The sequence below is a fragment of the Streptomyces sp. NPDC059142 genome, assembly GCF_042755665.1.
In the GTDB taxonomy this organism is placed as follows: Bacteria; Actinomycetota; Actinomycetes; order Streptomycetales; family Streptomycetaceae; genus Streptomyces.
The window spans coordinates 1-7,537 of record NZ_JBHZDA010000169.1 but is presented as its reverse complement, the minus strand read 5'-3'; the positions used below and the strand labels follow the sequence as shown (position 1 = coordinate 7,537).

Below are 7,537 nucleotides of genomic sequence, written 5' to 3'. Positions count from 1 at the left end.
CCTCGGTGGCGGACGGACCGTCGGCCGAACTGCCGGACGGACCGTCCGACGCGCCCGGCGGCGCCATGACGAGGCCGGTCTCGAACCAGGATCCGGCCTCGGTGGGCTCAGCCGCGCCGGCCGGCTCCACGGTGACCTGCCAGTGGTCGCGGGTCCGTGGCTCCAGCGCGGGCCCGGAGTAGCGGACGCCGACCGCGTGCGGGTCCGTCAGCGGTCCGCTGTCCCAGAGGGGTTCGCCGCCCGTGCCGTCCTCCGCGAGGTCTCCGGGGAGCCGTGCCACCCGTACCCGCTGGGCCACGGGGTCGTCGCCCCGGCGGTCGGAGGCGAGCCGCCAGGAGAGCAGGGGCTCCGGCTCGTCGAGGCCCAGGGGCGTGACGCGGTGGTCGCAGCGCAGACCGTAGGGGCGTACGTGCCCCGCGGCGGAGGGAACGGACACGGACACGTCCTTCCTGCGCGCCGGGCTAACGGCGCATCACATCGTTCTTACGTTGTCCTTCGCCACCCACCCGGCGTGAAGACGACACGTCTCCATGTGAAATCTAACGTGAATTCTGTGGCGTGGACACTATGAGCCGCTCGCGAGGAGTGTCAAGGGTGTTACACAGGTGCTGATTGGACACCCCATGGCGCGACCGGTCTTCGCCCCGACGCCGCCGTACAGTCGCCTGCGACAGGCGTTGTCGACCTGGCGGCGGGTGGTCTTGTGACGGGTGAATACGTGTGATATTCACCGTGTGATTACAACATGAACGGACGTTAAATCACGCGTCATTTCCGCCTCGGGTCACGCGGGGATCGCGCACGACGAACGGACCAGGATTCATGCGTATGAACAGTGGGATCAGCACAGTCTCAGGCTTCGGGAGACGGGCGATGCTCGGCGCCACCGGAACGGTCGCACTGGCGGTCGCCGCCGGCAATCTGTCGGCGGGCCGGGCGGGCGCGGCCGAACGCCGCCTCCACGAGAACCCCTTCACCCTCGGCGTCGCGTCGGGCGACCCCTGGCCGGACGGCTTCGTCCTGTGGACCCGGCTCGCGCCCCACCCGCTCTCCCCCGACGGCACCGGCGGCATGGACCCGCGCGCGGTCAAGGTCCGCTGGGAGGTCGCGGAGGACGAGCGCTTCCGGCGCGTCGTACGGCGGGGGTGGACCCGGGCGGTGGCCGAACTCGCCCACTCCGTCCATGTCGAGGTCAGCGGGCTCAAACCGGGCCGCCAGTACTACTACCGCTTCCTCGCCGGCGGTGTGCTCAGCCCCGTGGGCCGCTCGCGCACCGCGCCCTCGCCGACCAGCGACCCCCGCTCGCTGAACTTCGCGTTCGTCTCCTGCCAGGCGTGGTTCGAGGGGTTCTACACCGCGTACCGGCATCTCGCCGACGAGGACGTCGATCTGATCCTGCATCTGGGCGACTACATCTACGAGAACCCCATCGACGCGAACGGCGGCGTGCGCAAGACCCCCGTCGCCGCCGAGCTGCGCCCCGAGCCGATGGATCTGACGCAGTACCGCAACCGGCACGCGCTGCACCGCTTCGACGACGATCTGATCGCCGCCCACCAGGCCCATCCGTTCGCCCTCGTCTGGGACGACCACGAGGTCGAGGACAACTGGGCGGGCGACCGCTCCAAGCACGTGGACGTGGACCCGGCGGTCTTCCGCGTGCGCGCCGCCGCCGCGTTCCAGGCGTACTACGAGCACCTCCCGCTGCGGCTGCCGCAGAAGCCGAGCGGCTTCGACGCCCGGATGTACCGCAGCCTCCGGTACGGGCGGATGGCGACGTTCCATATCCTCGACACCCGGCTGTACCGCGACGACCAGCCGTGCGGCGACGGCACCAAGACCGGCTGCGAGGAGCGGCTCGAACCGGACCGCACCATCCTCGGCGCCGAGCAGGAACGTTGGCTCTACAACGGCCTCGGACGCTCCGACGCGAAGTGGAATCTGATCCCCCAGCAGATCGCCATGAACCAGGTGGACACCGACCCCGGGCCCGGCCAGTCCTTCGTGATGGACTTCTGGGACGGCTACGTGGCCTCGCGCGAACGGCTCTTCAAGGAGATCGACGACCGGAACGTGTCCAACCCCGTCGTCCTCACCGGCGACATGCACCGGCATCTCGCCGCGGACCTCAAGCGGAACTTCGACGACCCGGACTCCCCCACCATCGGGGTCGAGTTCGTCGGCACCTCCGTCTCGACCAAGATGGACGGCATGGACCTCGACCCGTCGGGGGCGAATCTGCTGGCCGCCAACGAGCACATCAAGTTCACCAACTACCAGCGCGGCTACGTCCGCTGCTCCCTCACCCCGCAGAGCTGCCGTGCCGACTTCCGGGTCCTGCCGTACGTGACCACCCCCGGCGCCCCGGTGTCGACCCGGATGTCCTTCGTCACCGAGGCGGGCAGGCCGGGCGTGCACTCCGTCTGAACCGGGGCGCGCGAGCCCGCCGTACGGGCGCGCCGGTCCCGTACCCCTGGAGTACCTGAGGACCGGCGCGCCGCGCGGCGGGGGCCACGCGCGCCCGCGCGCCCGCGCTACGAGGAGACGGGACGCGGTCCCGTACCCGCGATCACCTCGGGGCGCAGCAGCGCGGCGAGCCGGTCGGCCGGGAGCAGACCGCGCTCCAGGACGAGTTCCGCGACACCCCGGCCGGTGGCCAGCGCCTCCTTGGCGATCTCGGTCGCGGCGGTGTAGCCGATGTGCGGGTTGAGCGCGGTGACGAGCCCGATGGAGTTCTCCACGGTGGCGCGCAGCGTCTCGACGTTGGCGGTGATGCCGGAGACACACCGCTCGGCGAGGGTGAGGCAGGCGGCCCGCAGATGGGTGATGCTCTCCGAGAGGGAGTGCAGGATGATCGGCTCGAAGGCGTTGAGCTGGAGCTGTCCCGCCTCGGCGGCCATGGTGATGGTGACGTCGTTGCCGATCACCTCGAAGGCGACCTGGTTGACGACCTCGGGGATCACCGGGTTGACCTTGCCGGGCATGATGCTGGAGCCCGCCTGGACCGGCGGCAGGTTGATCTCCGCGAAGCCCGCGCGCGGTCCCGAGGAGAGCAGCCGCAGATCGTTGCAGCTCTTGGAGAGCTTCACCGCGATGCGCTTGAGCACCCCGGAGAGATGGACGAACGCCCCGCAGTCCTGGGTGGCCTCCACCAGGTTGGCCGCGGTGACCAGCGGCAGCCCGGTGATGGCGGCGAGATGGCGGCGGGCGGCCTCCGCGTAGCCGGCCGGTGCGTTGAGGCCGGTGCCGATGGCGGTCGCGCCGAGGTTGATCTCGTGGACGAGCAGAACGGCCTCGGCCAGCCGGCTCTGGTCCTCCTCCAGCATCACCGCGTACGCGGAGAACTCCTGGCCCAGCGTCATGGGCACGGCGTCCTGGAGCTGGGTGCGCCCCATCTTGAGGATGTCGTGGAACTCCTCGGCCTTGGCGGCGAACGCCTCGCGCAGGACGGTCATCGCGTCGAGCAGTTCGTGTACGGCGATGATGGTGGCCACGTTGACGGCGGTCGGGTAGACGTCGTTCGTCGACTGGCTGAGGTTGACGTCCTCGTTGGGGTGCAGCCGGGCGTAGTCGCCCTTGGCGTGGCCCAGGAGTTCCAGCGCCCGGTTGGCGATCACCTCGTTGGCGTTCATGTTGGTGGAGGTGCCGGCGCCGCCCTGGATGACGTCGACCACGAACTGGTCGTGCAGCCTGCCCTCCTCCCGTATCTCCCGGCAGGCGGCGGCGATGGCCGCGGCCTTCTCCGCCGCGAGCAGCCCGAGGTCCTCGTTGGCGCGGGCCGCGGCCTCCTTCACGGCGGCGAGCGCGTCGATGAGATGCGGGTACGCGGAGATCGCCGTCCCGGTGATGGGGAAGTTCTCCGAGGCGCGCAGGGTGTGCACGCCCCAGTACGCGTCGGCGGGGATGTCGCGGTCGCCGAGCAGATCGTGTTCGGAGCGGTGGCCGGCAGTCATGGCACAGGGTTCCTTCGTGGAGGGGGGAGGGAGTCGGCCGGACATGGCCTGCGCGGCCCGGGGCCGCTGAGGAGGCGGGCTCGTCAGGGGGCGGCGGGAGCCAGCGCGCCCGCCGCCCGCAGGCTCCCCACCTCCTGGCCGCCGCCGGTCACGGGGGTACGGGCGAACGCGTCGAGCAGCGCGAGGTCGACGCCGCACAGGGCGAGGGCCGCGGCGGTCACCGGCATCCGGGCGCGGTCCGCTCCGTCGGAGATCTTCACGCCGACGGCCCGGCCGTCCGGGAGCGCCGCGACCTGGACGCCTTCGAAGCCGTCCTTGGCGAGCAGCCCGGGGACGGCCCGCATCAGCGCGGCCACGTCCCTGCCGGTGCCGGAGACCAGCTCCGGGTGGGCGCGCATGGCGTGCGCGACCCGGCCCTCATGGGTGTCGGGGGCCGCGGTGGCGAGCCGGGCGACGGCCCGGGTGAGGCCGTGCAGGGAGACGGAGAACAGCGGGGCGCCGCAGCCGTCGACGGTCACCCGGGCGATGCGCTGCCCGGTCAGCTCCTCGACGGTCCCGGCGATCTCCTTCTGGAGCGGGTGGCCCGGGTCGAGATAGCCGGTCAGCGGCCACTGCCGGGCCTGGGCGGTCCTGAGCATGGAGACGTGCTTGCCCGAGCAGTTCTGGGCGAGGCGGCTCGGCCCGAGGCCGCGGCGCAGCCAGGCGTCGCGCTGCTCGGCCCCGTACGGCAGGTCGGGGGTGTTGCCCAGGTCGTCCTCGGTGAGCCCGGCGGAGGCGAGCATGCGCCGGACGACGGCGAGGTGGCTCTCCTCGCCGGAGTGGCTGGCGGCGGTGAGGGCCAGCGCCTCGTCGTCGGGGACGGGCAGCCCGGCACGGAGCAGGGCGACCGCCTGGAGCGGCTTGAGGGCGGAGCGCGGGTAGAACGCGGCCTCGATGTCCCCGGCCAGGAACTCCACACCGCCGTCGGCGGCCAGGACGACGACCGAGCCGTGGTGGACTCCCTCGACGACGCCTCCCCTGACGACATGGGCGAGGGGGACATGGCCCGGTGCGCGGACGGCGGGGGGCTCGCCGGGGGTGCGGCGCCGGGTGGTGAGGTCGTCCATGGTCAGCTCTCGGTGTTCTGGTCGCGGTCGGTGGCGCGGGTGGTGCCGGTGGTGCCGGTGGTGCCTGGAGCATCCGTGGCGGCGGCGTACTCGCGGGCTGCCGCGTCCCGGATGGTCCCGACCCGGCCGCGCACCACGTACCAGCCGCCGACCAGCGCCGCGGCGATCAGCGGCAGGGCCAGCACGGTCGTCCGGCCGGCGCCGCCGTCCGCGTACATGAGGACCAGTACGGAGGCGAGGAAGAGCAGGGTGACGATCTCGGTCCACGGGGAGCCGGGGAGCTGGTAGCTCGGGCGGGCGAGCAGCCCTTCCCTGGTCTTCCGCCAGAAGAGCAGATGACAGATCATGATCATGGACCAGGTGGAGAGGATGCCGAGCGCCGCGAAGTTCAGGACGATCTCGAACGCCTTGCTGGGTACGACGTAGTTGAGGCCGACCCCGAGCACACAGATGCCGGAGGTGAGCAGGATCCCGCCGTACGGCACCTGGCTGCGGCTCATCACCCCGGTGAACTTCGGCGCGGATCCCGACATCGACATGGAGCGCAGGATGCGTCCGGTGGAGTAGAGGCCGGAGTTGAGGCTGGACATCGCGGCGGTGAGGACGACGAGGTTCATCACATCGCCCGCCGCCGGGATGCCGATGTTGGAGAGCACGGTGACGAAGGGGCTCTCACCGGCGGAGTACTTGTTCCAGGGCAGCAGCATCGTCAGCAGGACGACCGAGCCGACGTAGAAGAGGGCCACGCGCCACATGATGGAGTTGATCGCCTTGGGCATGATCTTCTCCGGCTCCTTGGTCTCGCCCGCCGTGACCCCGACCAGCTCGACCGAGGCGTACGCGAAGACGACACCCTGGATGACCAGCAGCATCGGGAGCATCCCGGCGGGAAAGAGACCACCGTTGCCGGTGATCAGCGAGGGGCCGGGGGTGTGGCCGTCGACCGGGTGCTGGGTGACCAGCAGGAAGATGCCGATGAGCATGAACAGGACGAGCGCGCCGACCTTGATGATCGCGAACCAGAACTCCAGTTCACCGAAGATCTTCACGGATATGAGGTTCACGGTCAGCACGACCGCGAGGGCGATCAGCGCGAGCACCCACTGCGGTATGTCGGAGAACATGCCCCAGTAGTGGGTGTACGTCGCCACCGCGGTGATGTCGGCGATCCCGGTGGTCGCCCAGTTCAGGAAGTACATCCAGCCCGCGACGAAGGCGCCCTTCTCGCCCATGAACTCACGGGCGTAGCTGACGAAGGCGCCGGAGGACGGCCGGTGCAGGACCAGCTCGCCGAGGGCGCGCACCACGAGGAAGGCGAACAGGCCGCAGACCGCGTAGGCGACGGCGAGGGAGGGGCCCGCGCTGGCGAGCCGGCCGCCGGCACCGAGGAAGAGCCCGGTGCCGATGGCGCCGCCGATGGCGATCATGTTGATGTGCCGGGACTTCAGGGCCTTGCTGTATCCGGCGTCGCCGGCGTCGACATGGGCGCCCGGGGGGACCGGAGATTTCTCCGGCCGCCGCGCCTGCTGCTCGGTCTGGACTGACTGCTCGCTCACGCCTGGTCTTCGCCTTCTTCGGGGGGTGTCGCATGGTGGGGGGAGCGCACGATGGTGGTCAGGGTCGACTCGACCCGTGCGAGGTGGTGGGTCATGGCGTCGACGGCGTCGTTCTCGGACCGCTCGACAAGGGCTTCGACGATCGCCCGGTGTTCCAGGTTGGACTGTTCACGCCGCCCGCCGAGTTCGTTGAGGAACGCCGACTGGCGGGCCAGCGCGTCACGGATCTCCTCTATGACCCGGCGGAAGACCGGGTTCTGGGCGGCCTGGGCGACCGAGAGATGGAAGAGGGTGTCCATCGCCACCCACGCGGTGGTGTCGGTCTCCTGCTCCATCCGCTCCAGCAGATGGGTGAGGTGGTCGAGGTCCTCGGCGGTGCGGCGGGTGGCCGCGTACCCGGCGACGGGGATCTCCACATGGCGGCGTACCTCCAGGAGGTCGCTCGCCGAGTAGTCGCCGAAGGTGGGGTCCTCCACCGGTCCGTTGGACACGACGAAGGTGCCTCGTCCGGTACGTGAGACGGTCAGCCCCATCGTCTGGAGTGCCCGCAGGGCCTCGCGGAGCACGGGGCGGCTCACTTCGAGACGGCGGCAGAGCTCGGCCTCGGAGGGCAGCTTCTCCCCTACCGCGTACTCGCTCCGCTCGATGGCGCCGCGCAGATGGTTCAGCACGGCTTCCATCGCGCTGATCCTTCTGGGCGGGTCCCCGGCTGTCTGGCTGTCTGACAGGTTCACCCGGGCATCCTGATTTGCGTGAACCGGAACTGTCAAGGGTCTGAACAGGGATCTTGTACGGTCCCGGCGGATCCGCAGGGCGCGCCGGGGCCTGTCGGGGGCGGCGGGGGGGGGCCCGGGCCGGGGGAGCCCCACGCCGCCCCCCCCCAACCCCCCCCCCGCACCCCCCACAACACACCCCAACAGTG

At 70.8% G+C, this 7,537-nt stretch carries 5 protein-coding genes and 1 pseudogene; 1 reads left to right on the top strand and 5 read right to left on the bottom strand.

All coding sequences use genetic code 11. The annotated features are described in order from the left end of the window. A pseudogene (locus tag ACFXPK_RS31965) lies at nucleotides 1–436 on the bottom strand (hypothetical protein); the annotation flags it as partial. A 437-nt stretch (nucleotides 437–873) separates the two neighbouring features. On the opposite strand from ACFXPK_RS31965, the gene ACFXPK_RS31960 reads away from it, so the two are divergent. Next, nucleotides 874–2,427, top strand: coding sequence for an alkaline phosphatase D family protein (locus tag ACFXPK_RS31960; protein WP_384996820.1), 1,554 nt, complete (start codon nucleotides 874–876; stop codon nucleotides 2,425–2,427). Nucleotides 2,428–2,534: 107 nt separating this feature from the next. On the opposite strand, the gene aspA is transcribed toward ACFXPK_RS31960, so the two are convergent. The 4 genes from aspA to ACFXPK_RS31940 form a co-directional block, all read right to left on the bottom strand. Further along, entirely contained in the window at nucleotides 2,535–3,953 is a 1,419-nt protein-coding gene (aspA, locus tag ACFXPK_RS31955; RefSeq protein ID WP_385080661.1) for an aspartate ammonia-lyase, read from the bottom strand. 83 nt (nucleotides 3,954–4,036) lie between these two features. Next, a complete protein-coding gene (locus ACFXPK_RS31950; RefSeq protein WP_385080660.1) occupies nucleotides 4,037–5,059 on the bottom strand; it encodes an asparaginase in 1,023 nt (340 codons plus the stop codon). Nucleotides 5,060–5,061: 2 nt separating this feature from the next. Beyond that, nucleotides 5,062–6,615 carry an amino acid permease gene (locus ACFXPK_RS31945; RefSeq protein ID WP_385080658.1) on the bottom strand — a complete coding sequence of 518 codons (1,554 nt, stop codon included), beginning with the start codon at nucleotides 6,613–6,615 and terminating at the stop codon, nucleotides 5,062–5,064. Then, a complete protein-coding gene (locus ACFXPK_RS31940) occupies nucleotides 6,612–7,349 on the bottom strand; it encodes a FadR/GntR family transcriptional regulator (protein WP_384996812.1) in 738 nt (245 codons plus the stop codon). The genes ACFXPK_RS31945 and ACFXPK_RS31940 overlap by 4 nt, the downstream gene beginning before the upstream one ends. Between the last annotated feature and the right edge of the window lie 188 nt (nucleotides 7,350–7,537).

Coding starts and splice junctions, on each gene's coding strand:
- ACFXPK_RS31960 (WP_384996820.1), top strand. CDS start 874: ATGCTCGGCGCCACCGGAACGGTCGCACTGGCGGTCGCCGCCGGCAAT.
- ACFXPK_RS31950 (WP_385080660.1), bottom strand. CDS start 5,059: ATGGACGACCTCACCACCCGGCGCCGCACCCCCGGCGAGCCCCCCGCC.
- aspA (WP_385080661.1), bottom strand. CDS start 3,953: ATGACTGCCGGCCACCGCTCCGAACACGATCTGCTCGGCGACCGCGAC.